Raw genomic sequence first — 25,723 nt, 5'->3', positions numbered from 1 at the left:
TCGGAGGTGGGCCGTAGGGTGGAGGGCGCTCGAACGGCGCGGCACGAAGGGATGACGGCATGGCAGGCAGGGCCCCGGCACGCGCGAAGGCAGCGCCCTCCAAGGCGGCGATCCCACAGCTCTCCTGGAATCAGACGCGGCCTGCGCCGATCGTGCTGATCACCGGGCCGGAACAGTTCCTCGCCGATCGCGCCGTGCGCTTCCTCCGCGAGTTCCTGCGTGCCGAGGATCCGAGCCTGGAGGTCAGCGACATCGACGCCGGTGGCTACGCACCGGGCGAGCTGCTCACGTTCGCGAGTCCATCCCTCTTCGACGAGCCCCGCCTCATCCGCGTCTCGAATGTCGAGAAGTGCACCGACGCGTTCCTCCTCGAGACGCTCGACTACCTCGGCGCCCCCGCCGACGGCGCCACCCTCGTGCTGCGCCACGGCGGCGGTAATCGCGGCAAGAAGCTGCTCGACGCGGTCCGGTCGGGTACGGGCGGCGGCATCGAGATCGTCTGCGCTGAGCTCAAGCGCGAGAGTGACAAAGTCGATTTCGCGATCGCCGAGTTCCGCACCGCCGGCCGCACTGCGACGACCGGCGCCGTCCGCGCCCTCGTCTCGGCCTTCTCCGACGACCTCGACGAACTCGCCTCGGCGTGCCAACAGCTGCTCTCGGATGCGTCCGGCGAGATCACCGAGGCGACCGTCGCGAAGTACTACGGCGGCCGGGTCGAGACGACGGCGTTCACCGTCGCCGACTCCGCCATCGCGGGGCGGCACGGGGAGGCGCTGCTCGGCCTCCGCCACGCCCTCGCCTCCGGTGCCGATCCGGTGCCGATCGTCGCCGCGTTCGCGAGCAAGCTCCGCACGATGGCGAAGGTCGCCGGCACCCGCGAGGGCTCCGGCCAGGTCGCCTCCCGCCTGGGGCTCGCCCCCTGGCAGGTGGACCGGGCCCGCCGCGACCTCCAGGGCTGGACAGGCGAGGGTCTGGGTGCCGCGATCCTCACCGTCGCCGACGCTGACGCCAACGTGAAGGGCGCCACGCGCGACCCCGTCTACGCCCTCGAGCGCATGGTCTCGGTCGTCTCCGCGCGCGGTCTCTGAACCCGCTCCCGCACTACCTCCCGTCTCCGTACGGCCCCTGCTGCAACAGCCCCCGCCGGGTGAGGATAGGCTCCCTCACCCAGGAGCATGAAGCTGGCCACCGCACCGTGACCGAGCCGCCCCCCTTGTCGTCCCTCGAGAAAGGTGCGTTATGGCGCTGGTGCAGATCGTCGCGTCCCCGCGCTCCTTCGTCGAGTGGAGCCGCGCCGCCGTCACTGTGCCCGACACGGTCGACGTCGGCCTGGCGGAGCCGCTCGCCGCACTCGGCCGCCGCTCGTGATCGTCGTCGCCTGCCGGCCGGTGCCGCGGCAGCACCCGGGGACGGCCTGGCTCGACGCGGCCGAGCGCGCCCGGCTCGAGCGCTTCCACAGACCGCAGGACGCGGCCGCTTTCGCGACCGGTCGAATCCTGGTGCGGGCCGTCGCTGCACGCGAGGCCGGAGTCGCGCAGTCTCTCGTCGAGATCGGCGTCCGCCCCCGCGGGCATCGCGAGGAGGGCCGTCCCTGGCTCCGCGGACTGCCCGGCTCGTTCTCGATCTCGCACTCGGGCGGCATCGTTGCGGTGGCGCGCTGGCGGGAGGGCGACGTGGGGATCGACGTCGAGGACAGCGTCGGCTCGGCCGTCGACGCGCTGCCCGGGTACCTGCCGAGCGCCGAGGCCCCGCCACGGGCTGGAGCGAGGCGGCGCTGCATCGCGACTGGGTCCGTCGGGAGGCGGTACTGAAGGCGGTCGGGGTGGGCCTGCGCGCGTCGCCGGAGAAGCTCCTGCTGGGCCCGGCCGATGGACCGCCCGTGGTGCTGCGCACGGCGGGCGGTCTGCCGCCCGCGCCCCGCCTGCATCTGCACGATCTCGACCTCGCGGGTCGGCCGGGGGCGCTCGCCCGGGTCGGCGGCGAGCAGACTCCGATCGACACCGTCGCCCTGCACGAGATCGGGCCGATGTTCGAGCCGCTCCGAGTCCGCGTGCTCGACCCGAGCGAGTATCCGCCCCGCCGACGTGCGCGGTGATCGGAGGAGTCGCCGTCCTCCCGAGCGGAAACGACGAAGGGCCCGACCATCGGCCGGACCCTTACAGAGGCGCAGCAGTACAGACGCGCAGTAGCGCAGCGCCGCAGTAGTAGCGCCGCAGTAGTACAGACGCGCAGTAGTGCAGCGCCGCAGTACTACAGTGCCGCGACCTGCTTCGCGATGGCGGACTTGCGGTTCGCGGCCTGGTTCTTGTGGATGACGCCCTTGCTGGCGGCCTTGTCGAGCTTCTTGGCGGCGAAGGCGAGGGCGGTACCGGCCTTCTCGGTGTCGCCGGCGGCGATCGCGGTGTGGACCGAGCGGATAGCGGTCTTCAGCTCGCTCTTCACGGCCTTATTGCGCTCGTTCGCCTTCTTGTTGGTGAGGTTACGCTTGATCTGCGACTTGATATTTGCCACGGTGGATTACCTTCTTCTCGGATGTGCGTGTGTGCAGCCGGCTACTCGACGGAGTGCCCCTTCCGCGGGCGTCTGAACGCCCTGCGGTGCGACTGGAGGTCGCCGGCTTCTGATCACTCCACGCCTGCCGGGTGTCCGGAGGGGGAGCGCAAGCCAACAAGGAACTTTAGCGCACCCGCCGCCACCCTTCAACCGCCGGCCATCGCCCGCATCGCGCAGCGCGAGCGCCCGGTCCCGGCCCCGTCGCCCGGCATGGGACACTGGTCGCACGATGTCTCCACGTGCACACTCCGGGCTCGAGCCCGCCGCGACCGATCCGGCGTCCCTTCGCAACTTCTGCATCATCGCCCACATCGACCACGGAAAGTCCACTCTCGCCGATCGCATGCTGGGCATCACGGGGGTCGTCGAGGACCGGGCGATGCGCGCGCAGTACCTCGACCGCATGGACATCGAGCGCGAGCGCGGCATCACGATCAAGTCGCAAGCCGTGCGGATGCCGTGGGAGCGCGGCGGCCGCACCTTCGCCCTGAACATGATCGACACTCCGGGGCACGTCGACTTCTCCTACGAGGTCAGCCGTTCGCTCGCCGCCTGCGAGGGCGCGATCCTCCTGGTCGACGCCGCGCAGGGCATCGAGGCGCAGACGCTCGCGAACCTGTATCTCGCGCTCGAGAACGATCTCACGATCATCCCGGTCCTGAACAAGATCGACCTGCCAGCGGCCGACCCGGAGAAGTACGCAAAGGAACTCGCGAGCCTCATCGGCGGCGACCCCGACGACGTGCTCCGCGTGTCCGGCAAGACCGGCGCGGGTGTCGAGGCGCTCCTGGACCGTGTCACCGAGCTCATTCCGCCGCCCGTCGGCGATGCCGATGCCCCCGCGCGCGCCATGATCTTCGACTCCGTGTACGACGCCTACCGCGGCGTGGTCACCTACGTGCGGATGATCGACGGCAAGCTCTCACCGCGCGAGAAGATCCAGATGATGTCGACGCGCGCGACCCACGAGATCCTCGAGATTGGCGTGTCCAGCCCCGAGCCGGTGGCGACCAAGGGGCTCGCGGTCGGCGAGGTCGGCTACCTGATCACCGGAGTGAAGGACGTCCGCCAGTCGAAGGTCGGCGACACCGTCACCACAGCCTCCAAGCCCGCGACGCAGGCATTGCCCGGTTACACCGAGCCGCTGCCGATGGTCTTCTCGGGCCTGTATCCGATCGACGGCAGTGACTACCCGGATCTGCGCGAGGCCCTCGACAAGCTCAAGCTCTCGGACGCGGCGCTCGTGTACGAGCCCGAGACCTCGGTGGCGCTCGGCTTCGGTTTCCGCTGCGGCTTCCTCGGTCTTTTGCACCTCGAGATCATCACCGAGCGTCTACAGCGCGAATTCGGTCTCGACCTCATCACCACCGCACCCTCGGTGATCTACGAGGTCACGACGGAGGATAAGAAGACCGTCACCGTCACCAACCCCAGCGAGTTCCCGGTCGGCAAGATCGCGGCCGTCACGGAGCCGATCGTCAAGGCTGCGATCCTCGCGCCGAAGGACTACGTCGGCACGATCATGGAGCTCTGCCAGAGCCGTCGCGGCACGCTGATCGGCATGGAATACCTGGGCGAGGACCGGGTCGAGATCCGTTACCACATGCCCCTCGGCGAGATCGTCTTCGACTTCTTCGACAACCTCAAGTCGAAGACCGCCGGCTACGCCTCGCTCGACTACGAGCCCGCCGGCTCGCAGGAGGCCGACCTGGTGAAGGTCGACATTCTGCTCCAGGGCGAGCAGGTTGACGCGTTCAGCGCGATCGTGCACCGCGAGAAGGCCTACGCCTACGGAGTCCTGATGACGGGGCGCCTGCGCAAGCTCATTCCGCGGCAGCAGTTCGAGGTGCCGATCCAGGCCGCGATCGGCGCCCGGATCATCGCGCGCGAGTCGATCAGCGCGATGCGCAAGGACGTCCTGGCCAAGTGCTACGGCGGCGACATCACCCGCAAGCGCAAGCTCCTCGAGAAGCAGAAGGAGGGCAAGAAGCGGATGAAGATGGTCGGCCGCGTCGAGGTCCCCCAGGAGGCGTTCATCGCCGCGCTCTCGGGCGACGTCGAGACCAAGGACAAGAAGTAGCGCAGCCCCGTGCCCCCCCGTCTGAGACATCGTGTCGGCAGGGGATTGCGGCGCCGGATCGGCGACCGATAGCTTTCGGACCGCTGGATGCGGCCGCGGATCGTCACCGATCCGCTCGGGGGCTGCAGCGTCGACGATCGGTCCTCCACCATGACGAAGGGTGGAAGTCCGCGGTGTCTGCGAGCGTGGTGTCCAGGAAGACGAGGAAGCACTGGATCAGAGCGGGGGCGGCGCTCGCGAGCGTCGCGGCCGTCGCTGCGGGATCGCTGGTCGCGGCGGGGTCCGCCTCCGCCGCCCACCGGGTGGTCGAGGTCTCACCGGCACCGTACGTCTGGTCGGACTCCGACCGGTTCGGCGCCGGTACGCCGTTGCCCGTTCCCGGCGACGCGACCACACTGACCGTCGAGCTGCCCGACTCCAGCGTGCCGGCCGACCCCGCCACCAACTCCATCGACATCTCGCTGGCGCGCACCGTCGACTCCTTCGGCGGCACGTCGCCCTCGCTGAACCTCACCGGTTACGAGGATCCGGCGGCCGACGCCTACGCCCCGACCGGTGTCGACCGGACCGGCTTCATCCTCGACCTCGCCGCGTTCCTCACCGTCGCCGCTCCGAGCGGATCCGCCGAGGCGGACCTCGACCTGTCGGCGCCGACCACCAGCGACCGCACCCTGGGCGGCAGCTTCTGGGCTGGCGGCGGCACGGTCACGGAAGCGGGCACGGGCGACGTGATCGTCCTCGACTCCGGCGTCCCCGGCTTCTTCGATCTCACGGGCCTTCGCGCCACGGTCGGCACTGAGGACAGCGCGGACCTGCGCGCCCCGACGCAGGTTCTGAACGGCGGCGCCTCCATCGCGGTGAAGCCGCCGCAGGAGTTCTACGACCGCTACCTCACCTTCGGCGACACCTCGCCGCTCGGGGCCCCGTCCGTTCAGGTGAGCGGCCTGAGCAAGGGCGTCGAGCACCACTCCGACTCCGACGCCCACCTCGGGCGCAGGTCCGACCGTCACGCGTCTCGCGGGCACCGACCGCCAGGGCACGGCCGTCGAGGTGTCGAAAGCGATCTTCACCCCGGGCGTCCCGGTCGTCTACATCGCGACCGGCTCGAACTTCCCCGACGCGCTCAGCGCCGGACCGGCCGCGGCCAAGCAGGGCGGCCCGCTGCTGCTGGTCGACCGCGACTCGATGAGTCAGGTTGTCCGCGACGAGCTGACCCGCCTCAAGCCCAAGCGGAGTGTCGTGGTCGGCTCCGCCCTCAGCGTCGGCGACGCGCTCGCAGCGGACCTCGCGGGCTACGCCGAGAAACCGCAACCTGATCCGCCTCGGCGGCACCGACCGCTACGACACCTCCGAGCAGCTGAACCGCGCGGCCTTCCGCACGGCCAAGACGGTGTTCCTGGCGACCGGCGAGAACTTCCCCGACGCTCTCTCCGGAGCGACGGCCGCCGGCTACGCGAACAGCCCCCTGTTCGCCGTGCCGCCGACCTGCGTGCTGAACGACATCAAGGCCGGCGGAGCGACGCGCGTCGTCCTCCTCGGCGGCCCCGGCACCCTCTCGGTCGCCGTCGCGAAGCTCGCTCCCTGCAGCTGAGCCGTTCCGCAGCACGAGGAGGGTCGGCCCGAACGGTCGGATACGCTGGGTCGGATGGACAGCACCACCCGGCACGCGGCGTCCGCGCGCGCCGCGCTCGAGGAGTCCGGGAAGAAGGTCGGGACGTGAGCATCCGCCGCTCCAACTTCGAGGGCCAGCCGCAGGTCACCTACGCGGCCGTCGGCGGCACCCTCGCGCCGGATCTGCTGGAGTACCCGCCGGACGGCTTCACCGCGGAGCGCTTCGAGGCGCGCCTGGGCTCGGGGGACGAGCGCTTCGCGATCACCACCGCCTCTCTTATGACCTGGGGCGTGCAGCGCGGCAGCGGCATCGAAGTGACCGACATCACCAGCGGCAGCGGTGTGCAGTACACCGGCGTTAACTTCGACTCCGCGGGCACGCCGATCGACCTGGTCAGCCGTCCGACGGAGGAGCACTTCGCCCCCGACGGCACCCCCTACATCACCGCCGGCGTGACCGCCGTGCTACGCGTGAGGCTCCTCGGCCGGGTCTTCGATGCCCCGGTCCGCGTCGTCTACGTCGTCGATGAGCCCGACCAGGTCGGCTTCGCCTACGGCACCCTCGAGGGCCACCCCGAGAGCGGCGAGGAGTCGTTCGTCGTCGAAAAGCGCGCCGACGACTCCGTCTGGCTCGTTATCCGCGTCTTCTCGCGCCCCTCCACCCGCCTCTACCGCCTGGGTGCACCCGTGTTGCGCGCCGTGCAGAAGCGCCAGGTCGCGAAGTACCTGCGCGCCCTGCTCCCGGCGCGCGTCAGCTGACGTGGGGAGCGCCCTCCCGATCGCGGATCCCGCACCGCTGGACGGCGGTCTGCCCGCATCCGTCGCCGACGGCGCCGAGGAGCGCGACCTCGGTCTGTATGTGCATGTGCCGTTCTGCCGGGTCCGCTGCGGCTACTGCGACTTCAACACCTACACCGCGACCGAGCTGCGCGGGGCGAAGCAGCAGGACTACGCCGACGAGGCGATCACCGAGATGGCCCTGGGCGCCGGAGTGCTCGCGCGCGCAGGCCTGCCCCGCCGCTCGGCCCGCACCGTCTTCTTCGGCGGCGGGACGCCCACGCTCCTGCCCGCGGGAGACCTGGTGCGGATGCTGGACGGGCTGCGAGCCCACTTCGGTGTCGCGCCGGACGCCGAGATCACGACAGAGGCGAACCCCGACTCCGTCGACGCCGGGTACCTCCGGGCGCTGGCCGAGGCCGGCTTCACGCGGGTGAGCTTCGGGATGCAGTCGGCCGTCCCGCATGTGCTCGCTACCCTCGAGCGCACTCACGACCCGGAGCGGGTGCCGCTCGTCGTCGAGTGGGCGCGGGAGGCGGGCCTGCAGGTCAGTCTCGACCTCATCTACGGCACGCCGGGAGAATCGCTCGCCGACTGGGAGCGCTCGCTGGACTCCGCCCTGGCTAACCGGCCCGACCACCTCTCGGCGTACGCGCTGATCGTGGAGGACGGCACGAAGCTCGCCCGGCAGATCCGCCGCGGCGAGGTCGCGACTCCGGACGACGACCTGACCGCCGACATGTACGAGCTCGCGGACGCGCGCCTGGCCGCGGCGGGCTACTCCTGGTACGAGGTCAGCAATTGGGCGAGGGAGGACGCGCACCGCTCGCGGCACAACCTCTCCTACTGGCTGGGCCACGACTGGTGGGGGGTCGGACCGGGTGCCCACAGCCATGTCGGTGGCGTGCGCTGGTGGAACGTGAAGCACCCCGCGGCCTACGCCGACCGGTTGAACACGGGCGCTTCGCCGGCTGCCGGGCGCGAGACGCTCGACGTGAGGACGCGGCGGTTGGAGGACGTGCTGCTGCGATCGCGTTTGGCCGACGGCCTGCCGATCGCTTCGATCCACGCGGAGCGGCGGAGCGAAGTGGCGAGTCTCATCGCCGATGGCCTGATCGACGGCCGGGCCGCGCTGCAGGGACGTGTGGTGCTGACGTTGCGTGGCCGGCTGCTGGCCGACGCGGTGGTGCGCCGCCTCACCGACGGCTGAGGCCGCCCCGGACCCGCCGCTAGGTGAAGAACGGGATGCTGAGCGGGTACGTGTAGTACTCGCCAGCGCTGGCCCGCACTGAGGCGATGATCGCGAACACGATCACCAGGATCGGCACCACGATGAACACGATGAAGCCGACCAGCACGAAGGACAGGATGGTCCCGGCCACGTACGCGATCAGCATGGTGAGGTGAAAGTTCAGCGCCGACTTCGCGTGCGCCTCGAGGAACGCTCCGCGGCCCTTGAAGACCAGGAAGACGATCAGCGAGGGCAGGAAGCTGAAGAAGATGCCGATCACATGCGTGAGGACTGCCCAGGTCTTCTCGTCCGCCGGGTTCAGCTGTGCAGCCGGGGTGCCGTAGGCGGGGGGCGGGGGAGGGGTGGCCGACATGATGGTCTCCGTTCCTGACATCAGCGCCGGGCGACCCCGAGCGCTCGGCGTCCATCGTGACACGCGGAGGCGGTGTGCGCACCGGGAAGCGCGGCCTCTGCTGGGGCCGGAACGAGGATGCTCCTCCACAGGCCGCGATAAGGGCCGGTCCCGGCCGATCCCTGCGCAACCCCGACTCCTCGTCCCTCGCCCGGTTATGATTGGCACTCAGAGTTGCGGAGTGCCAGGCTCCGCGCGGCGTCAGCGCCGCAGACGGTCGTGCCCGCGGGCACTCGGAGTCCGGCGGGAGGTCGGTCGTATGGTGACGGAGCGCGGTCTCCAGGTCCTGCGCGTGATCGTGCAGGACTACGTGGCGAACAGGGAGCCGGTCGGCTCCAAGTCGATCGTCGAGCGGCACGCGTTCGGCGTCTCGGCCGCGACCATCCGCAACGAGATGGCCCAGCTCGAGGAGGAGGAGCTGATCACCGCTCCGCATACCTCGTCCGGCCGCGTTCCGACCGACAAGGGCTACCGCCTCTTCGTCGACCAGCTCGCCGACCTGCGACCGCTCACCTCCGCCCAGCGGCAGGCGATCGAGACGTTTCTCGGGCAGAGCCCGGACTTGGACGAGGTGCTGGTCAAGACCGTGCGCCTGCTCTCGCAGCTCACCAACAGCGTCGCGCTCGTGCAGTACCCGTCGTTCGGAGCCGCGCGGCTGCGCCATGTGGAGCTGGTCGCGCTCGCGCCGCGCCGCCTTCTCTCTGTGCTGATCACCGACACCGGTCGGGTCGACCAGCGCGTCCTCGAGACCCCGGAGGACGTGGATGACGCGCTGCTCGGCGAGATCCGCGCCAAGCTCAACACGGCCGTGCTCGGCCTCGGCCTCCAGCAGGCGGCCGAGACGCTCGGCTCCGTCGCCGAGCGGTTCAGCCCGGAGCGGGCACACATGCTGGCGCCGATCGTCCAGACCCTGCTTGAGCAAGTGGGTGCCAACCGTCAGGACCGCCTGGTGATGGCCGGGGCCGCCAACCTCGTTCGCACCGAGGAGGACTTCTCGGGCAGCATCTACCCGGTGCTCGAGGCGATCGAGGAGCAGGTGGAGCTGCTGCGCCTGTTCGCCGAGATGGTGCCCGACCCCCGGGGTATCTCGGTGCGCATCGGTCGCGAGAACGCGCCGTTCGGCCTCCAAGAGACCTCCGTGCTCACCAGCGGCTACAACACCGGGGGCGGCCAGGTCTCGCGCCTGGGCGTACTCGGCCCGATCCGGATGGACTACTCCGGCAACATCACGGCGGTGCGCGCCGTCGCCCGCTACCTCTCTCGCCTCCTCGGCGAGGAGTAGGCCTGACCTCCCGGCCCCGCCGGTTCCCTCGGGTGCGCCGTGCCCGCCCCATCGACCCACGAACGAAGGACGAAGCCACCTGTGGCCGATCACTACGAAGTGCTGGGCGTCGAACGCGACGCCTCCGCCGACGAGATCAAGAAGGCGTACCGCCGACTCGCCCGCGAGTTCCACCCCGACGTCAACCCGAGCAGCGACGCCTCCGAGCGCTTCAAGCTCGTTACGCACGCCTACGACGTCCTGAGCGATGCGCAGCAGCGGGCGCAGTACGACCGCGGCCCGCAGGAGGGCTTCGGCGGAGGCGGCCAGGGCTTCGGCGGCTTCGGCGACATCTTCGAGAGCTTCTTCGGGCAGGGCGCGCAGGGCTCGTCCCGCGGGCCGCGCTCCCGCCGCGAGCGGGGTCAGGACGCCCTGTTGCGGGTGGAAGTTTCGCTGGACGAGGTCATCTTTGGCACCCATCGCGACCTCGAGGTGGACACGGCCGTGCTCTGCGAGACCTGCCAGGGCTCGTGCTGCCAGCCCGGCACCTCGCCCGTCACCTGCGATATCTGCCACGGCTCCGGTCAGATCCAACGCACGGTCCGCTCGCTCCTGGGCAACGTGATGACCGCGAGCCCCTGCGGCACCTGCCGCGGTTACGGTACCGTCATCGCGACGCCCTGCTCCACCTGCCAGGGTCAGGGTCGCGTCCGCGCGCGCCGCACCATCCCCGTCGATGTCCCCGCCGGTGTCGACACGGGTCTGCGCCTGCAGATGCCCGGGAGCGGTGAGGTCGGCCCGGCCGGCGGCCCCAACGGCGATCTCTACCTCGAGATCAAGGTCAAGCACCACGACGTCTTCAGCCGGAGCGGCGATGATCTGCTTTGCACCCTGGAGGTGCAGATGACCGACGCGATCCTGGGGTCGACCGCGTCGCTCAAAGCCCTCGACGGCGATATCGAGATCGAGATCAAGCCGGGTACGCAGAGCACCGAGATCGTCACGATCAAGGGTCGCGGAGTGACGCGGTTGCGTGGCAGCGGACGCGGCGATCTGCGCATCGGTATCCAGGTCGTGACGCCGACGAAGTTGGGCCACCGTGAGCGCGAGCTGGTCCAGGAGCTCGCCAAGCACTACAAGCCGCAGAAGCCCGCGCTGACGCACTTCCAGCAGGGACTGTTCTCCAAGCTCCGCGACCGCTTCCTCGGCTGAGCCTGTGGCGCACCACTACATCGATGAATCGCTGGACTCCGCAGGCTTCGTCGTCGGGGGTCGGCTCGCGCTCACGGGAGCGGAGGCGCGGCATGCGGCGACCGTAAGCCGGATCCGCGTGGGCGAGATCGTGCGGGTGGGCGATGGACGCGGACTCGTCGCGACGGCGGTGGTCGAGAGCGCCGAGGCGGCGCGAGTGGTGCTCGCGGTCGAGTCGGTGCAGGAGTCGCCGGTGCCGTCGCCGCGACTGGTGCTCGTGCAGGCGCTCGCGAAGGGCGACCGTGACGAGTTGGCGGTGCAGGCCGCGACCGAGCTTGGAGTCGACGAGGTCGTCCCGTGGCAGGCCGCGCGTTCGGTCTCGCGCTGGTCGGGCGTGAAAGAGGAGAAGGGGCGGGAGCGCTGGCGCGCCATCGTGCGCGAGGCAAGCAAGCAGTCGATGCGCCCCCGGGTGCCCGCGGTCGCTCCGCTGGAGCAGGTCCGAGTTCTCGCCGCCCGAGCGGCGACCGCGCGCGTGCTGGTCCTCGAGCCCTCCGCGAAGGCCCGGCTCTCCCAGGTTCTCCCCGACGGGCGGGACTTGGTGCTCGTCGTCGGCCCGGAGGGGGGCATCGCGCCCGAGGAGCTGCGGCAGCTCGCTGAGGCGGGCGCCGAGGTCGTCGCACTCGGCGACTCGGTTCTGCGCACCTCGACGGCGGGACCCGCTGCGATCGCTGTCCTCTCGGCCCGCCTGGGCCGCTGGTGAGCCGCCCGCGCGACTCCAGCGCTCGTGCACTGCTCGACTGCTCCTCCACAGGTGCTCGGCAGGCCCGGAGTAGCGTGCCGTGGGCGAACGCAGCACCCGCCCCGCCCGACCCCTGTTTAAGATGAGTGCATGAGCGAACCCACCGTCTTCACGCGCATCGTCCAGGGCGAGATCCCGGCCGATAGGGTGTTCGAGAACGAGCGCATCCTCGCGATCACCGACATCGAGCCGAAGGCACCCGTCCATTTCCTCGTCTTCCCCAAGACGCAGGAATACGCCACGGTCGCGGCCCTCGCCGCCGCGCAGCCCGCCCTGCTCGCCGAGCTGGTGCAGGTCGCCCAGTCGCTCGCCGACGCCCACTGCAACGGTCAGTTCCGCCTCGTCTTCAACTCCGGCGAAGAGGCGGGCCAGACCGTGTTCCATGTGCACGCTCATGTCCTGGGCGGCCACCAGACGGAAGGCTCCCTTGCCACCGGTTGAGAATGCGGGCGCGAGCCCCGACGAGCGTCCCGCCGCCGGCGTTGGCGCGTCCGAGACGACGCGGCGCGTCGTCGCTGTCGACGGAGTCGCGATGGTGCGGCTGCTCGGACCCCAGGACCGTCTCATCCGAGCGGTCGAAGGACGATTCCCCGAGGTCCGGGTGCATGTGCGCGGCAACGAGGTGACGCTCGAGGGTGAGCGCGAGCCCGTCGCCGCGGCGACGCGCCTGGTGGAAGAACTGGTGCGGATGACCGCGAGCGGGCACGATCTCGACCCGGAAGGCGTGCGCGAGTCCGCCCGCATCCTGCAGAACGGCGGGCCGGTGAGCCCGGCCGAGGCGTTCGGTCAGGCGATCCTCACTGCCCGCGGCCGCAGCGTTCGCCCCAAGACGCTCGGCCAGCGCGAGTACGTCGATGCGGTCGATCAGAACACGATCGTCTTCGGCATCGGCCCGGCCGGTACCGGCAAGACCTATCTGGCGATGGCGAAGGCTGTGCAGGCGTTGCAGCGCAAGGAGGTTGAGCGGATCATCCTGACCCGCCCGGCGGTGGAGGCGGGGGAGCGCCTGGGCTACCTGCCCGGTTCGCTCACCGACAAGATCGATCCGTACCTGCGCCCGCTGTACGACGCGCTCAACGAGATGATGGACCCCGAGATCGTTCCGAAGCTGCTCGCAGCGGGCACGATCGAGGTCGCTCCGCTGGCGTACATGCGCGGGCGGACTCTGAACAACTCGTTCGTCGTCCTCGACGAGGCGCAGAACACGACGCCCGAGCAAATGAAGATGTTTCTGACCCGGCTCGGGTTCGGCTCGAGAATGGTCGTCACCGGCGATATCACCCAGGTCGACCTGCCGACCGGCGCCAGCGGTCTCCGCCTCGTGACGCGGGTGCTCGACGGCATCGACGACATCCACTTCTCGCGCCTGACCAGCGAGGACGTGGTGCGTCACAGCCTGGTCGGCCGCATCGTCGACGCCTACACGGAGTACGACCAGCAAAAGCAGGCCCAGCACTTCGAACGTGAGCAGGCGCGCGAATTCGCCCACCGCGCCGAGCGCCGCGGTCAGGCGGCCCGTCCGCCCGGAGACCGCCAGCCTCCGCGCGGCTGAGCCCACCCGCCCTTAGAACCGAAGGAAGACTCCTCCCCGTGAGCATCGAGATCAACAATGAATCGAGCGTCCCCGTCGACGATGCCGCGCTGCTGCGCCTCGCCGGCTATGCGCTCGACTCCCTCCATGTGCACCCCGACGCCGAACTCGCGATCGTGCTGGTGGACGAGGGCGCAATGGAGCAGCTGCATGTGCAGTGGATGGATGAGCCGGGTCCGACCGACGTGCTGAGCTTCCCGATGGACGAGCTGCGCCCCGGCACTGAGGACGAGCAGACCCCCGCGGGACTCCTGGGCGACATCGTGCTCTGCCCGCAGGTCGCGCAGATGCAGGCGGAGGCGGCCGGACACTCGGTGCTCGACGAGCTCCAGCTGCTCACTGCCCACGGGCTGCTGCACCTGCTCGGGTTCGACCACGCCGAGCCGGAGGAGGAGCGCGAGATGTTCGGCATCCAGCGCGACATCCTGGTCGGCTTCCACATCAGCGAGCGACGCCGCTAGAGCGCGCCGTGCCCACGCTTCAGCTCCTCATCGCCGCCCTCGCGCTCGTCGCCGTCGGCGGCTGGTTCGCGGCGACCGACGCCGCACTCGGCGTCCTCTCGCGCAGCGACCTGCTCGACATGGCCCAGCACTCCCGCAGTGCCCGCGCTCTGCGCGCCATCGCGGGCGACATGAGCGCCCACGTCAACGTCGTCAACTTCTCGCGGATCGCGGCCGAGACGACCGCCGCGGTGTTCGTCACCACGGTGCTGGTCGTCGAGATCGCTCAGCTCTGGCTGGCGCTACTGCTGGCGATCCTGATCATGGCGGCCGTCTCGTTCGTGCTGGTCGGCTCCAGTCCGCGGAGCGTCGGACGCGCGAACGCCCGGGCGGTTCTGTCCACCAGCGCCTCGCTGGTGCACATGCTGCGGCTCGCGCTGGGTCCCGTCGCGCACGGGCTCGTGGCGCTCGGCAACCGGGTCACGCCGGGCACCGGCCGCTCGGCCGGCTTCTCCTCCGAGGAGCAGCTGCTCAGCATGGTGGACGAGGCGACCGAACAGGACGTGCTCGAGCAGGACGACCGCGAGCTGATCCACTCGATCTTCGAATTCAACGACACCTTCGTCCGCGAGGTGATGGTGCCCCGCACCGACATGGTGACGATCGAGGCGACCTCCTCGGTGGGAGCAGGCATGGGCCTCCTGCTCAGCCGTGGGATCTCGCGCCTGCCCGTGATTGGTGACGGCGTCGATGATGTCCTCGGCGTGCTTTACCTCCGCGATGTGGCGCGGCACACCTACGAACGGCCGGACGACGACGACACCGTGGCCGATCTGGCGCGGCCCGCGCTGTTCGTGCCGGAGTCGAAGAAGGCCGATGAACTGCTGCGCCACATGCAGCTCGAGTCCAACCATCTTGCGATGGTCGTGGACGAGTACGGCGGCATCGCCGGACTGGTCACTCTGGAGGATCTGATCGAGGAACTCGTGGGCGACATTTCGGACGAGTATGACCGCGAGGTGGACCTCATCGAGGAGACGGCGTCCGGCGTGTATCGCGTCTCGGCGCGCCTCCCGGTGGACGAGCTCGGCGAGCTGTTCGAGCTGGACCTCGACGACGACGACGTCGACTCGGTCGGCGGGCTGCTGACCAAGGCCTACGGCCGCCTCCCCGAGCGCGGCGCGACCGCTCGGATCGGCGGCGTGCTGCTCGAGGCCGAGCAGGCGGACCCCCGCCGTGGGACGATCTCCACAGTGATCGTCCGCCGCGATCCCGATCGAGACACCGCCGGCGAGCCCGGCACCGGCCCTGTCGCCATCATCGCGGACGGCGGCACCACCACCCCCAGCCCGAGCGCGGCTCCCACCCGCGGAGCCTCGGGCGACCAGCACGAGGACGCACGATGACCGACAGCACTCCCGCCGCCGCACCCTACCGGGCGGGCTTCGTGTCCTTCGTCGGACGCCCCAACGTGGGCAAGTCGACGCTCACCAATGCGCTGGTCGGTCAGAAGATCGCCATCACCAGCTCTAAGCCGCAGACCACGCGCCGTGCGATCCGCGGAGTGGTGCATCGACCCGACGGCCAGTTGATCGTCGTCGACACCCCCGGGATCCACCGGCCGCGCACACTTCTGGGCGAACGGCTGAACTCGCTGGTCACCTCGACCCTCGGTGACGTCGACGTGATCGGGATGCTCTTCCCGGCCGATGAGGCGATCGGCCCGGGCGACCGCTTCATCAACGAGCAGCTCGAGGCGTTCCCGCGCACCCGCAAGGTCGCCATCGTCTCGAAGGTCGATCTCTCCTCCAAGAAGGCCGTGGCGAAGCAGCTGCTCGACGTGTCGGAGCTGCGCGATTGGGACACGATCGTTCCGATCTCGGCCGTGACCGAGGAGCAGCTCGACGTGCTCTCCGTCGAGCTGCTGCGCCTGATGCCGGTGTCGCCCGCGCTCTACCCGGAGGAGGCGGTGACCGATGAGGACATGTCCTCGCGTATCGCCGAGTTCATCCGCGAGGCCGCCCTCGAGGGCGTCTCGGACGAGCTGCCGCACTCTCTCGCCGTCACCCTCGACGACATGGTGGAGCGCGAGGACGGATCGCTGATCGACATTTACGCCAACGTCTTCGTGGAACGCGACAGCCAGAAGGGCATCATCATCGGTAAGGGCGGTCAGCGCCTGCGCGAGGTCGGTGCGGTCTCGCGCGAGCAGATCGAGCGCCTCCTCGGGCGCCGCGTGTTCCTCTCCATCCGCGTCAAGGTCGCCAAGGAGTGGCAGCGCGACCCGAAGCTGCTGGGTCGCTTGGGCTTCTGACACCCTCCGACGGACGGCCGTCGCCCGTCAGGACGACGCCGCGGAGGGAGCGAACCCCTAGCGTGTAGTCCATGCGTGCGCTCCTGGACCGACCGGCGACTCTGCCGATCGCCGGCGCGTTGCTCGCGGCCCTCCATCTGCTGATCGGCCTCTCCGGCGCCAGCTCGCCCGACCGCATTATGGGTGGCCTCGTGCTCGCCCTGGCCCTGGCTGTCGCCGGGTTCCTGCCCGCCCTGGCTCCCTCGCTCCTCGGCTTCGTTGTTCTCACCGGCAGCGGCTTCCTGCTGGGCGGTCTCGCGGTGGACGGTGCGCTCGTGGGGCTCGTGGTGCTCTGGCAGACCACCCGCAGGGTCGGGCCGTGGACCCGGGCCCTGGCGCTCGCCGGCGGCCTGATCCTCGCGGGCATCGGCGGCATCGGCGTCGCGGCGCGACTCTCGGGTTCGCTCAATTTGTCCGGGCTCCCTACCCGGATGGAACTCCTCGTGCGGGTCCTGGTCGCCCTCGTCGTCGCCTCGGTCCTCGGCGCCGCGCAGGTCCTCGTCTACCTCCTCGCTCTGCGCGCGCCTGTTCCCCGGGACGACCGGATCAATGCGCTGCTGATCCGTGTCGTCGGCCCGCAGGATCCGTACGCCGTCGGCATCGCGGGCATGCAGGCGCTGGTGCTCCTCCTGATCGACGCAGCGTTCGTGGCCGCTTCTGCGGAGACAGTGCACCTTCTCGCGGCAGCGGTGCTCGCCGTGGCCCTGGTGCTCCAGCGTCGCTCGCCCGCATCGGCCCTGACGATCGCTTGGGCGGCCGCGGCTCTCCAGATGGGTCTGAATCTGCCGCCCAGTCCCGGCGACATCGCGATCCTGGTGGTGCTCTTCGGTACCGGCGCCTCCGAGTCGCGGCGGGTGAGGGCGGCGGGAGCGGTCTCCGCGGTCGTCGGTGCGATCGTGGCGGCGACGTATCTTCTCGTCGTTTTCGAGTTGTTTCGGAGTGACGACCTCGCTCTGATCAGCGTCGGCGGTACCTTCGGCGGCATCCTGGCGACCCTCGTTCTTTCCTGGACCATCGGCCTGCTCTCCCGCTCAGCACGGCGCACCCGAGAGGGCCAGACCCTGCGCGCGCAGGCCGAGCAGGAGCGCGCCCGAGCCCAGCGCGAGCTCGACGCGGTGGAGGAGCGCAACCGGATCGCGCGCGACATGCACGACGTCGTCGCCCACTCCCTCGCCGTCGTGATCGCGCAGGCCGACGGAGCCCGCTACCTCCGCGTCACCAGTCCCGAGCGAACCGATGCGGCACTGCTGACCATCTCGTCCGTCGCCCGGGACGCGCTCGGCGACGTCCGCGTGCTCCTCGCCCAGCTGCGGCACTCGCAGAGCAACGGCCCCCAGCCGGGCGCCGGCAACCTGCCGGCTCTGCTCGAGAGCGTCAGCGGAGCCGGCGCGCCGATCCGCGCCGATCTCGCCGTCGACCTGGAGGCAGTGCCGCGCGCCGTCGGGCTCGCCCTGTACCGCATCGCCCAGGAGGCGACGACCAATGCCCTCCGGCACGGTCGTCCGGGCTCCCCGCTCGATGTCACCCTCCGCCAGGACGGCGGTGAGCTCACCCTCACGGTGCGCAACGCGCGCTGCACCGACCTCGATCGCGACGCCCTGCCCGGCGAGGGCCACGGCCTGGTCGGCATGCGCGAGCGCGCCGTCCTGGTCGGGGGAGTGCTGTCCGCGGGCCCGGTCGGTGACGACTTCGTCGTCGACGCGCGTCTCCCTTCCTCCCCATCCCTCGCCCGCCCCGCACCACCCCTCGCCCTCGGAGGCAGCCCCGTATGACCGACACCATCCGCCTCGTCCTCGTCGACGACCAGGCACTGTTCCGCGCCGGCATCCGTATGCTGCTCGGCTCACAACCCGACCTCGAGGTCGTCGGCGAGGCCTCGGACGGAGCGGAGGGGGCGGAGCTGGTCGCGGAGCTGACGCCCGATGTGGTGCTGATGGATATCCGCATGCCCGGCGTCGATGGCATCGAGTCGACCCGGCGGATCCTCGCCCAGGCCCAGGAGCGCCGGGTCGAGCCGCCGCGCATCCTGGTGCTGACCACCTTTGACCTCGACGAGGCTGCCGCGCGCGCGATTCGCGCTGGAGCCAGCGGCTTCCTGCTGAAGGACACGGAGCCCGGCTTCCTGCTCGCCTCCGTCCGCACCGTGCACGCGGGGACCGCGGTGGTCGCCGCTTCCGCGACCCGTGAACTCTTCGAGCATTTCGGAGCGGCGGGGAGCGGCCGCGAGACGCCGGTCGAATTCACGACGCTCACCGATCGCGAGCGTGAGATCTTCCACCTCGCCGCCCGTGGAATGAGCAACACCGAGATCGCGCGCGCCGAATTCCTCAGCGAGGCGACGGTGAAGACGCACATCAGCCGCACGCTCGGCAAGCTCGGCCTGCGCGATCGCGTGCAGCTGGTCGTCTTCGCCTACGAGAATGGCCTGGTCGACTGAGCACGCCTGCGGGGTGACGGGTCGTGGGCGCGATGCTAACCTGACCGGGTGCGCTTCGGACTGCTCCTTCTTCTCCGCCGCGACGAGATCTGATCCTCAGGCCACCCTCGTCGCGGAGTCCGTCGTCGGCTGAACCACCCCTCGCCCGCGAGGTCGATCCGTATCCGGATCCCCGCGGGAACGAGAACAGACACGCGCGCGTTTCCGCGCCGGGAGAGCACCTCATGCTGAACAACCAGAAGCCGTCGCCCATGCCGACTGGCAAATACCGTCCCTTCCACGAGCTGATCGCCGTGGACCTGCCCGACCGCACCTGGCCGGGTAAGCGCATCACCGCCGCGCCGCGCTGGTGCGCCGTCGACCTGCGCGACGGTAATCAAGCGCTGATCGACCCGATGAGCCCCGAGCGCAAGCGCATCATGTTCGATTTGCTGGTCCGGATGGGCTACAAGGAGATCGAGGTCGGGTTCCCGAGCGCGAGCCAGACCGACTTCGACTTCGTGCGCAGCCTCATCGAGGAGAGCGCGATTCCCGAGGACGTCACCATTCAGGTGCTGACCCAGGCCCGCGACCACCTCATCGAGCGCACCTACGAGTCGATCCGCGGTGCCCGCCAGGCGATCGTGCACCTCTACAACTCCACAAGTGTGTTGCAGCGCGAGGTCGTGTTCCGCAAGGACCGCCAGGGCATCATCGACATCGCCCTGGCCGGCGCCCGCAGGTGCCGCGAGATGGAGTGGTCCGTTCCCGGCACGGCCGTCTACTACGAGTACTCGCCCGAGAGCTACACCGGTACCGAGCTCGAGTTCGCCCGCGAGATCTGTGATCGCGTGGTCGAAATCTTCGAGCCGACCCCCGAGCGCAAGGTCATCCTGAACCTGCCGGCGACGGTCGAGATGGCGACGCCGAACGTCTACGCCGACTCGATCGAGTGGATGAGCCGGAATCTCGCCCAGCGCGAGAACATCGTCCTGTCGCTGCACCCCCACAACGACCGCGGCACGGCCGTGGCCGCCGCCGAGCTCGGCTACCTGGCCGGCGCCGACCGGATCGAGGGCTGCCTGTTCGGCAACGGTGAGCGCACCGGCAACGTCGACCTGGTCGCCCTGGGCGTGAACCTGTTCACCCAGGGCATCGACCCGCAGATCGACTTCAGCGATATGGACGGCATCAAGCGCACCGCTGAGTACTGCAACCAGCTGTCGGTGCCCGAGCGCAGCCCCTGGGCGGGCGATCTCGTCTTCACCGCCTTCAGCGGATCGCACCAGGACGCCATCAAGAAGGGCTTCGAGGCGATGCAGTCCGAAGCCGAGCGCACCGGCCGCAGTGTCGACGAGCTCACCTGGGCGGTGCCGTACTTGCCGGTCGACCCGAAGGACCTGGGCCGCTCCTACGAGGCGGTCATCCGCGTGAACTCGCAGTCGGGTAAGGGCGGAGTCGCGTACCTGCTGAAGACGGATCACGCGCTCGATCTGCCGCGTCGGTTGCAGATCGAGTTCTCGGGCGTGGTCCAGGCCAAGACCGACGCCGAGGGTGGAGAGGTGACCAGCGAGCAGATCTGGTCGGTGTTCCAGGACGAGTACCTGCCGGCGCCCGCCGAGCGCGCCGCGGAGAAGTGGGGCCGCTTTGAGCTGCTGCGCACCAACACGTCGAGCGATTTGGGAGGCAGTATCGCCCTCGACGCCGTTCTGCGGGTCGGCGAGGAGAGGGTCTCGGCCAGCTCCTACGGCAACGGCCCGATCAATGCCTTTGAGGCGGTGCTGGAGCAGCAGGGCGTTGAGGTCCGGGTCCTCGACTACGTCGAGCACGCTCTCAGCGCCGGCGGCGACGCGCTGGCCGCCTCCTACGTCGAGTGCACGGTGAACGGTCGCACCCTCTGGGGCGTGGGCGTGGACGCCGACATCTCGACCGCCTCGCTCAAGGCCATCGTCTCGGCCGTCAACCGCGCCCTGCGCGAGGAGGTCCCCGTCCTCGAGCTGGCCTGACCCGCCCTACTCGGGGAACCCGGGCGGGGCGTGCGGTGTCACGCGCGGCGGCGCCAGCGGAGGCGGGGGACGCCTCTCAGGGCGCGCTGCTCGGGGAGGCTCCAGCCGTAGCGGACCGCGAGGAGGCGGATGAGCGCGGTCACGCCCACGGCGAGCGGCGCGGCGAAGTCGATCGTCACTCCGAAGCGCAGCGCGAGGACCAGCACGCCCGTGCCCACCGAGGCGGCGACCGCGTACAGCGAGCCGACGTGCATCAGCGTGATCGGCCGGTTCAGCAGGATGTCGCGCACGACCGAGCCGCCGACCGCCGAGACCGTGCCCACGAAGACTGCGGGCACCTCCGGCACGCCCAGCGAGAGGGCCTTGGTGGTGCCGATCGCGCCGAAGAGCCCGAGGGTCAGTGCGTCGAGGGCGGTGATCGTGCCGTCGACGCGGTTCAGCAGGTGCTGGAGCAGCATCCCGAGCAGGGAGGCGGTGACGGCGACGATCAGGTAGGCGTCGGTATGCAGCGCCACGAGCGGCGTCTGCAGCAGCAGATCGCGGAGCACACCACCGCCCAGGCCCGTCGCCGTGCCGATGATGGTGACGCCGAGCAGGTCGATCCGGCGGTCGCGGAACTCGCCCGCGAACATCGCGCCCTGGAGGCAGCCGATGGCGATCGCGAGTAGGTCGGCCCAGGCCGGGATCTCGAACAGGGAGGCTGCCACCCGGACATCGTTCCACGACGCGGGGCTGCGCTCCTGCCGCGCCGCTCAGCGGGTGTCGGGTCGGTGTCGGGGGTCGGGGGGATAATCGGGGGATGCCCACCTATCGTGACGAAGCCGTGGTGCTCCGCACACACAAGTTGGGCGAAGCCGACCGCATCGTGACCCTGCTCTCGCGCAGCCACGGCAAGATCCGCGCGGTGGCGAAGGGCGTGCGCAAAACCGGCTCCAAGTTCGGGTCAAGGCTCGAGCCGTTCATGGTGGCCGACCTCCAGCTCTACGAGGGCCGGAGCCTGGACATCGTCACGCAGGCCGAGTCGCTCGGCGCGTACGGTGCGCTGATCGCCGCCGACTACGACAGCTACACCGCGGCGAGCGCGATGGTCGAGACCGCCGACCGCCTCACCGACGCGGACGTCTCCCTGCAGCAGTACCTCCTGCTCGTCGGGGCCCTGCGCTCGCTCTCGAAGCACGAGCACGAGCCGGTGCTCACGCTCGACTCCTACCTCCTGCGGGCATTGTCGATCGCGGGCTGGGCGCCCAGCTTCGAGGACTGCGCGCGCTGCGGCGCCCCCGGACCCCACGGCGCGGTCGTGGTGCAGCTCGGAGGCGTCGTCTGCGCCGATTGCACGCCGCCCGGCGCACCGCGGGTCGCCCCGGAGGTCGTGGTCCTGCTGGGCGCGCTGCTGACGGGAGACTGGGCCCACACCACGACCACCGAGCCGACCACGCGATCGCGAGCGAGCGGAGTGGTCGCCGCTTACACGCAGTTCCACCTCGAACGCGGTCTGAGATCCCTGGAGCACGTCACCCGATGAAGCCCTTCACCCACAAGGACGCCGAGCCCTACCGTCCCCTGGACTGGACCGGGATCCACCCGCCCGCGATCCCGCGGGAGGCGGTCCCCGCGCACGTCGCGATCGTGATGGACGGCAACGGCCGCTGGGCCAACTCCCGCGGCCTGACCAGGATCGAGGGGCACAAGCGTGGCGAGGCGGCGCTGCTGGACGTCGTGGCCGGAGCGATCCAGATCGGCGTCAAGCACCTCAGCGTCTACGCGTTCTCGACCGAGAACTGGAAGCGCTCGCCCGAGGAGGTGCGCTTCTTGATGGGATTCAACCGCGCCGTGCTGCATCGGCGCCGCGACCAGCTCAACGAGTGGGGCGTGTGCGTCCGCTGGGCCGGCCGCAAGCCCCGCCTGTGGGCGTCGGTGATCACCGAGCTGCAGTTCGCCGAGCGGATGACCGCCGGCAACGATGTGCTCACCCTCACCATGTGCGTCAACTACGGCGGGCGCACCGAGATCGCCGACGCGGTGCAGCGCCTCGCCGCCGAGGTGCAGGCCGGGCGGCTAAAGCCCTCCGGCATCACCGAGAAGACCATCGCCCGGGCGCTCTACGTGCCCGAGCTGCCAGACGTCGATCTCTTCGTGCGTTCCTCCGGCGAGCAGCGCACCAGCAACTTCCTGCTCTGGCAGAGCGCGTACGCCGAGATGGTGTTCCTCGACCGGCTCTGGCCGGACTTCAGCCGCACCGACCTGTGGGAGGCGATCGAGCACTACTCCGGCCGTTCCCGGCGCTTCGGTGGCGCGGTCGACGTGCCGGGAGCGTCCTCGTGATCCGGGCGGGGCTCGTCGGCTATGGGCTGGCGGGCAGCGTCTTCCACGGGCCGTTCCTCGCCGCCGATCCCGCGTTCGAACTCGTTGCCGTCGCGACGCGCGATGCCGGGCGCGCGGCAGCCGCCTCCGGGGCCCATCCCGGTGCACGGGTCCTGCCCGACCTCGACGCGGTGCTCGCGGAGGGGCCCGAGCTGATCGTGCTCGCGACGCCTCCCTCCGTGCACCGCGAGCAGGCTGTCCGGGCGCTCGAGGCCGGCGTTGCCGTCGTGATCGACAAACCCTTCGCGCCGAGCACGGCGGACGCGGACGCGATCATCGCCGCGTCGGAGGCGAGCGGTGCACCCGTGTTCGTGTTCCAGAACCGGCGCTGGGACGCCGACCTGCTCACGCTCCGCCGCCTGCTCCACAAGGGGGTGCTGGGGGACGTGATCCGCTTCGAGTCGACGTTCGAGCGCTGGAGCGCGCCGAAGACCGGTCGCTGGCAGAGCCGGATCGGCGTGGCCGAGGGCGGTGGGATCCTCTTCGACCTCGGCAGCCACCTGGTCGACCAGGCGCTGCTCCTCTTCGGCCCGGCGACGGTCACCGCTGCCGAGACCCGTGTGGTGCACGCGGGGGGCGCGAGCGAGGACGACGCGTTCGTCTCGCTCCTGCACGGCACCGGCGTGCGCTCGCACCTCGCGATGAGCCGCGTCGCTCGGGCGAGCGGTCCGCGCTTCCGGGTGCTCGGCACCCGCGGCGCGTTCAGCGTCGACGGCCTCGACCCGCAGGAGAACGCGCTCCGCACCGGCGACGCGCGCCCCGAGGACGCGGGCTTCGGCGAGGTCGCTCCGGAGGGCTGGGGCGTGCTCGTCGACGACTCCGGAGCGCGGCGTGTGCCGAGCGAGCGCGGACGCTACGCCGCGTTCCTCGAGCAGGTCGCCCGGTCGCTGCGGGAGGGGGCCCGCCACCGGTCGATGTCCGCGAGGCGCGCGAGGTCGTCGCCGTGATCGAGCAGGCGCACGCGCTCGCCCGCTGACCGCGCAACACCGACGCGCCCGGCGCCGTGCGCGTCTTGGCGATCCGGCTCCGGACACGTCATCCTCGAAGGGTGAGCACAGCACTGCCGAACCACGCCGACCTGCGCGCGCGCTTCGCCGGTGCCCGCGGCTACCACAACGCCTGCACGCTCGGCCTGCCGCCCCGCGAGACCGTCGAGGCGTTGCGCGCCGACCTCGACGGCTGGTCGAGCGGCGAGAGCACGGCCGCCGGGTACGGAGCGGTCGCCGAGCGCGCTCGCGCGTCGTTCGCCGTCCTCGCCGGTATCCCGGTCGACCGCGTCGCGATCGGCTCGCAGACCTCCGCGATGGCCGCCGTCCTCGCCGCCTCGCTGCCGGACGGGGCGCGGGTGCTGTGCGTCGACGGCGACTTCTCCTCCATCGTCTTCCCCTTTCTCGCGCAGGCGCACCGCGGCGTGGTGGTCCGCTCCGTCGCGCTGGAGGCGCTGGCCGATTCCGTCGAGGAGGCGGATGACCTCGTCGTCTTCTCGGCCGTGCAGTCCAGCAGCGGCGCCCTCGCCGACCTCGACGCCGTGATCGAGGCCGCGGCGCGCCACGGGGTGCGGACGGCTTGCGACCTCACGCAGGCGGCCGGCGTCCTGCCGGTCAACGCCTCCCGTTTCGACGCGACGCTCACCCACGCCTACAAGTGGCTCTGCTCGCCCCGCGGAGTCGCGTTCCTCACCGTCTCGCCCGCCTATGCGGCCGAGCTCGTGCCCGTGCAGGCCGGCTGGTACTCGGGCGAGGACGTCTGGTCGTCGTGCTACGGACCGGCCATGCACCTGGCCGAGAACGCCCGCCGCTTTGACGTCTCACCCGCCTGGCAGGCGTTCGCCGGAGCGGAGGCCTCGCTCGCGCTGTTCCGCTCACTCGACATCGGCGCGGTCTGGGCGCACGCGTCTGGGCTCGGTGACGCGCTCTGCGAGCGCCTGGACCGGGAGCCGCAGCACCGGGCGATCGTGTCCTGGCCGGATGCGGACGGCGCGGACCAGGAGCGGCTGCAGGCCGCGGGCCTGCGCGTATCGGGGCGCGGTGGCCGGCTCCGCATCGCCTTCCACCTCTGGAACGACGAGTCCGACGTCGATGAACTTGTCCGCGTGCTGACGGGCTTGACCGCGTGACAGGTCAGCGCGCAAGCTCCGCGATGGTGATGTCGGCCACGGTCGCCGCGTAGGCGGCCACCAGGGCGTCCGCGTCGACGAAGGCGCTGCGCCCGTCGGCGCCCGCGCCCATCGCGACGCGACGGCCGAGGAGGCGTTCATCGGCGTAGACCGGCCAGGCGATCGTGGAGCCGATGGGCGTGATGGTGCCGCGCCGGTAGCCGGTAGCCTCGAGTGCGGCTGTCTCGTCGGGGAGGCGCAGCCTGTTCACTCCGACCACCGCGCGCAGCTTCGGCCATGCGATCTGACGCCCGCCGGGGACGAGTGCGAACAGGTAGCCGCCATCGTGGCGCCTCACTACCAGCGACTTCACGAGGTCGCCGGGGTCGATGCCGAGCAGCTGGGCCGCCTCCCGCAGACTGCCGGCCGGTGGCCGCTCCACGATCTCGACGGCCAGGCCGCGTGCCGCTGCATCCGCCTCTAACCGCCGCGAACCGTCCTCCACAGGCCTGCTCTCGCTCATCTGTACACCTCTCTGCTCGTCAC

27 protein-coding genes and 1 pseudogene are annotated in these 25,723 nt (G+C 70.5%); 24 read left to right on the top strand and 4 right to left on the bottom strand.

All coding sequences use genetic code 11. The features are described 5' to 3' along the window. The first annotated feature begins 59 nt into the window (after positions 1-59). The 4 genes from holA (at position 60) to C1O28_RS07445 (ending at position 2,095) form a co-directional block, all read left to right on the top strand. Positions 60-1,088 (top strand): DNA polymerase III subunit delta, encoded by a 1,029-nt coding sequence (gene holA / locus C1O28_RS07455; RefSeq protein WP_097165709.1) that lies wholly within the window; start codon positions 60-62, stop codon positions 1,086-1,088. Between the two features lie 151 nt (positions 1,089-1,239). Beyond that, entirely contained in the window at positions 1,240-1,368 is a 129-nt protein-coding gene (locus C1O28_RS15845; RefSeq protein WP_258058642.1) for a hypothetical protein, read from the top strand. A 20-nt stretch (positions 1,369-1,388) separates the two neighbouring features. Continuing rightward, a complete protein-coding gene (locus tag C1O28_RS07450) occupies positions 1,389-1,811 on the top strand; it encodes a 4'-phosphopantetheinyl transferase family protein (RefSeq protein WP_127821469.1) in 423 nt (140 codons plus the stop codon). An 11-nt stretch (positions 1,812-1,822) separates the two neighbouring features. Next, positions 1,823-2,095, top strand: coding sequence for a hypothetical protein (locus tag C1O28_RS07445; protein WP_127821468.1), 273 nt, complete (start codon positions 1,823-1,825; stop codon positions 2,093-2,095). A 155-nt stretch (positions 2,096-2,250) separates the two neighbouring features. Here the strand turns inward: C1O28_RS07445 and rpsT are convergent, their stop codons facing one another. Further along, positions 2,251-2,511, bottom strand: coding sequence for a 30S ribosomal protein S20 (rpsT, locus tag C1O28_RS07440; RefSeq protein ID WP_097165711.1), 261 nt, complete (start codon positions 2,509-2,511; stop codon positions 2,251-2,253). A 271-nt stretch (positions 2,512-2,782) separates the two neighbouring features. On the opposite strand from rpsT, the gene lepA reads away from it, so the two are divergent. From lepA to hemW, 5 genes and pseudogenes are all read left to right on the top strand, one after another. Next, on the top strand, positions 2,783-4,633 hold the full coding sequence (gene lepA / locus C1O28_RS07435) for a translation elongation factor 4 (protein WP_097165712.1): 1,851 nt from the start codon (positions 2,783-2,785) through the stop codon (positions 4,631-4,633). Positions 4,634-5,683: 1,050 nt separating this feature from the next. After that, positions 5,684-5,842 (top strand): annotated as a pseudogene (locus tag C1O28_RS16060) (cell wall-binding repeat-containing protein); the annotation flags it as partial. 25 nt (positions 5,843-5,867) lie between these two features. Continuing rightward, positions 5,868-6,224 carry a cell wall-binding repeat-containing protein gene (locus C1O28_RS15635; protein WP_202129397.1) on the top strand — a complete coding sequence of 119 codons (357 nt, stop codon included), beginning with the start codon at positions 5,868-5,870 and terminating at the stop codon, positions 6,222-6,224. Positions 6,225-6,349: 125 nt separating this feature from the next. Then, positions 6,350-7,003, top strand: coding sequence for a DUF1990 family protein (locus tag C1O28_RS15630; RefSeq protein ID WP_243392016.1), 654 nt, complete (start codon positions 6,350-6,352; stop codon positions 7,001-7,003). 1 nt (position 7,004) lies between these two features. Continuing rightward, positions 7,005-8,231 carry a radical SAM family heme chaperone HemW gene (gene hemW, locus C1O28_RS07420; RefSeq protein WP_097165715.1) on the top strand — a complete coding sequence of 409 codons (1,227 nt, stop codon included), beginning with the start codon at positions 7,005-7,007 and terminating at the stop codon, positions 8,229-8,231. A 19-nt stretch (positions 8,232-8,250) separates the two neighbouring features. Here the strand turns inward: hemW and C1O28_RS07415 are convergent, their stop codons facing one another. Then, a complete protein-coding gene (locus C1O28_RS07415; protein WP_097165716.1) occupies positions 8,251-8,625 on the bottom strand; it encodes a DUF4870 domain-containing protein in 375 nt (124 codons plus the stop codon). Between the two features lie 298 nt (positions 8,626-8,923). On the opposite strand from C1O28_RS07415, the gene hrcA reads away from it, so the two are divergent. From hrcA to leuA, 11 genes are all read left to right on the top strand, one after another. After that, complete coding sequence (gene hrcA, locus C1O28_RS07410; RefSeq protein ID WP_097165717.1) at positions 8,924-9,946, top strand: heat-inducible transcriptional repressor HrcA; 1,023 nt, start codon at positions 8,924-8,926, stop codon at positions 9,944-9,946. 81 nt (positions 9,947-10,027) lie between these two features. Continuing rightward, positions 10,028-11,137 (top strand): molecular chaperone DnaJ, encoded by a 1,110-nt coding sequence (gene dnaJ, locus C1O28_RS07405; protein ID WP_097165718.1) that lies wholly within the window; start codon positions 10,028-10,030, stop codon positions 11,135-11,137. Positions 11,138-11,141: 4 nt separating this feature from the next. Further along, positions 11,142-11,876 (top strand): 16S rRNA (uracil(1498)-N(3))-methyltransferase, encoded by a 735-nt coding sequence (locus C1O28_RS07400; protein ID WP_097165719.1) that lies wholly within the window; start codon positions 11,142-11,144, stop codon positions 11,874-11,876. 129 nt (positions 11,877-12,005) lie between these two features. Then, a complete protein-coding gene (locus tag C1O28_RS07395; RefSeq protein ID WP_097165720.1) occupies positions 12,006-12,356 on the top strand; it encodes an HIT domain-containing protein in 351 nt (116 codons plus the stop codon). Between the two features lie 91 nt (positions 12,357-12,447). Further along, positions 12,448-13,467, top strand: coding sequence for a PhoH family protein (locus C1O28_RS07390; protein ID WP_237398026.1), 1,020 nt, complete (start codon positions 12,448-12,450; stop codon positions 13,465-13,467). Positions 13,468-13,505: 38 nt separating this feature from the next. Beyond that, positions 13,506-13,967 (top strand): rRNA maturation RNase YbeY, encoded by a 462-nt coding sequence (gene ybeY / locus C1O28_RS07385; protein ID WP_097165722.1) that lies wholly within the window; start codon positions 13,506-13,508, stop codon positions 13,965-13,967. An 8-nt stretch (positions 13,968-13,975) separates the two neighbouring features. Then, positions 13,976-15,352, top strand: a complete 1,377-nt coding sequence (locus C1O28_RS07380) for a hemolysin family protein (RefSeq protein WP_097165723.1) — start codon at positions 13,976-13,978, stop codon at positions 15,350-15,352. Continuing rightward, entirely contained in the window at positions 15,349-16,260 is a 912-nt protein-coding gene (gene era, locus C1O28_RS07375) for a GTPase Era (protein WP_097165724.1), read from the top strand. Before C1O28_RS07380 ends, era begins: the two co-directional genes overlap by 4 nt. Positions 16,261-16,331: 71 nt before the next feature. After that, the gene (locus C1O28_RS07370; RefSeq protein ID WP_097165725.1) at positions 16,332-18,071 is read left to right on the top strand and encodes a sensor histidine kinase; all 1,740 of its coding nucleotides are present in this window, start codon (positions 16,332-16,334) and stop codon (positions 18,069-18,071) included. Then, positions 18,068-18,736: a response regulator gene (locus C1O28_RS07365; protein WP_097165726.1), complete on the top strand. Its 669-nt coding sequence runs from the start codon at positions 18,068-18,070 to the stop codon at positions 18,734-18,736. The genes C1O28_RS07370 and C1O28_RS07365 overlap by 4 nt, the downstream gene beginning before the upstream one ends. Positions 18,737-18,960: 224 nt before the next feature. After that, entirely contained in the window at positions 18,961-20,721 is a 1,761-nt protein-coding gene (gene leuA / locus C1O28_RS07360) for a 2-isopropylmalate synthase (protein ID WP_097165727.1), read from the top strand. 38 nt (positions 20,722-20,759) lie between these two features. Here the strand turns inward: leuA and C1O28_RS07355 are convergent, their stop codons facing one another. Then, the gene (locus tag C1O28_RS07355; protein WP_243392017.1) at positions 20,760-21,428 is read right to left on the bottom strand and encodes a trimeric intracellular cation channel family protein; all 669 of its coding nucleotides are present in this window, start codon (positions 21,426-21,428) and stop codon (positions 20,760-20,762) included. 92 nt (positions 21,429-21,520) lie between these two features. On the opposite strand from C1O28_RS07355, the gene recO reads away from it, so the two are divergent. The 4 genes from recO (at position 21,521) to C1O28_RS07335 (ending at position 25,198) form a co-directional block, all read left to right on the top strand. Next, on the top strand, positions 21,521-22,243 hold the full coding sequence (gene recO, locus C1O28_RS07350; RefSeq protein ID WP_097165728.1) for a DNA repair protein RecO: 723 nt from the start codon (positions 21,521-21,523) through the stop codon (positions 22,241-22,243). Further along, complete coding sequence (locus C1O28_RS07345; RefSeq protein WP_097165729.1) at positions 22,240-23,043, top strand: isoprenyl transferase; 804 nt, start codon at positions 22,240-22,242, stop codon at positions 23,041-23,043. Before recO ends, C1O28_RS07345 begins: the two co-directional genes overlap by 4 nt. Beyond that, entirely contained in the window at positions 23,040-24,029 is a 990-nt protein-coding gene (locus tag C1O28_RS07340; RefSeq protein WP_244210512.1) for a Gfo/Idh/MocA family protein, read from the top strand. Before C1O28_RS07345 ends, C1O28_RS07340 begins: the two co-directional genes overlap by 4 nt. Positions 24,030-24,130: 101 nt before the next feature. Next, a complete protein-coding gene (locus C1O28_RS07335) occupies positions 24,131-25,198 on the top strand; it encodes an aminotransferase class V-fold PLP-dependent enzyme (RefSeq protein WP_097165731.1) in 1,068 nt (355 codons plus the stop codon). Between the two features lie 4 nt (positions 25,199-25,202). Here the strand turns inward: C1O28_RS07335 and C1O28_RS07330 are convergent, their stop codons facing one another. Continuing rightward, positions 25,203-25,700 carry an aminoacyl-tRNA deacylase gene (locus C1O28_RS07330; RefSeq protein WP_097165732.1) on the bottom strand — a complete coding sequence of 166 codons (498 nt, stop codon included), beginning with the start codon at positions 25,698-25,700 and terminating at the stop codon, positions 25,203-25,205. Positions 25,701-25,723 lie beyond the last annotated feature (23 nt).

The sequence above is a fragment of the Rathayibacter rathayi genome (assembly GCF_004011095.1).
Taxonomy (GTDB): domain Bacteria; phylum Actinomycetota; class Actinomycetes; order Actinomycetales; family Microbacteriaceae; genus Rathayibacter; species Rathayibacter rathayi.
Note: the sequence above shows the minus strand (reverse complement) of the source record. Positions and strands in the feature narration are given on the sequence as shown.

Coding starts and splice junctions, on each gene's coding strand:
- lepA (WP_097165712.1), top strand. CDS start 2,783: ATGTCTCCACGTGCACACTCCGGGCTCGAGCCCGCCGCGACCGATCCG.
- C1O28_RS07370 (WP_097165725.1), top strand. CDS start 16,332: ATGCGTGCGCTCCTGGACCGACCGGCGACTCTGCCGATCGCCGGCGCG.
- C1O28_RS07390 (WP_237398026.1), top strand. CDS start 12,448: ATGGTGCGGCTGCTCGGACCCCAGGACCGTCTCATCCGAGCGGTCGAA.
- C1O28_RS07415 (WP_097165716.1), bottom strand. CDS start 8,625: ATGTCGGCCACCCCTCCCCCGCCCCCCGCCTACGGCACCCCGGCTGCA.
- C1O28_RS07395 (WP_097165720.1), top strand. CDS start 12,006: ATGAGCGAACCCACCGTCTTCACGCGCATCGTCCAGGGCGAGATCCCG.
- leuA (WP_097165727.1), top strand. CDS start 18,961: ATGCTGAACAACCAGAAGCCGTCGCCCATGCCGACTGGCAAATACCGT.
- era (WP_097165724.1), top strand. CDS start 15,349: ATGACCGACAGCACTCCCGCCGCCGCACCCTACCGGGCGGGCTTCGTG.
- holA (WP_097165709.1), top strand. CDS start 60: ATGGCAGGCAGGGCCCCGGCACGCGCGAAGGCAGCGCCCTCCAAGGCG.
- C1O28_RS07365 (WP_097165726.1), top strand. CDS start 18,068: ATGACCGACACCATCCGCCTCGTCCTCGTCGACGACCAGGCACTGTTC.
- hrcA (WP_097165717.1), top strand. CDS start 8,924: ATGGTGACGGAGCGCGGTCTCCAGGTCCTGCGCGTGATCGTGCAGGAC.
- C1O28_RS07330 (WP_097165732.1), bottom strand. CDS start 25,700: ATGAGCGAGAGCAGGCCTGTGGAGGACGGTTCGCGGCGGTTAGAGGCG.
- recO (WP_097165728.1), top strand. CDS start 21,521: ATGCCCACCTATCGTGACGAAGCCGTGGTGCTCCGCACACACAAGTTG.
- C1O28_RS15845 (WP_258058642.1), top strand. CDS start 1,240: ATGGCGCTGGTGCAGATCGTCGCGTCCCCGCGCTCCTTCGTCGAGTGG.
- C1O28_RS07345 (WP_097165729.1), top strand. CDS start 22,240: ATGAAGCCCTTCACCCACAAGGACGCCGAGCCCTACCGTCCCCTGGAC.